The sequence below is a fragment of the Pseudoalteromonas sp. GW168-MNA-CIBAN-0100 genome (assembly GCF_040309225.1).
In the GTDB taxonomy this organism is placed as follows: Bacteria; Pseudomonadota; Gammaproteobacteria; order Enterobacterales; family Alteromonadaceae; genus Pseudoalteromonas; species Pseudoalteromonas arctica.
In genome coordinates, this window is record NZ_JBEOOL010000731.1 from 1 (window position 1) to 260 (window position 260).

Below are 260 nucleotides of genomic sequence, written 5' to 3' on the forward strand. Positions count from 1 at the left end.
GCATATTGGTAAATACTGCAACAACCTATTACGCACCAAAGGTTTGAATAAATGGGCGCTTAGAGCTGTTTTTTGTGGGTTCTACAAATGGAAATCAATTTTGTGAAGAGCGTGGTCACAATCAAGAAATTTCTGGAAGCACAATTACCTGCGGAGAGGATGAAAGCGCTTATGGTAACTTTGATTGGTATAACCAATTATGGACAATGAAAAGCACTGGTAGTAAAAACCAATGCTATCAACTTTATGCAACTATAAAG

General features: G+C 37.3%; 1 pseudogene. It reads left to right on the forward strand.

The annotated features are described in order from the left end of the window. Positions 1 to 74: 74 nt before the first annotated feature. Positions 75 to 260 (forward strand): annotated as a pseudogene (locus AAEY62_RS23195) (hypothetical protein); the annotation flags it as partial.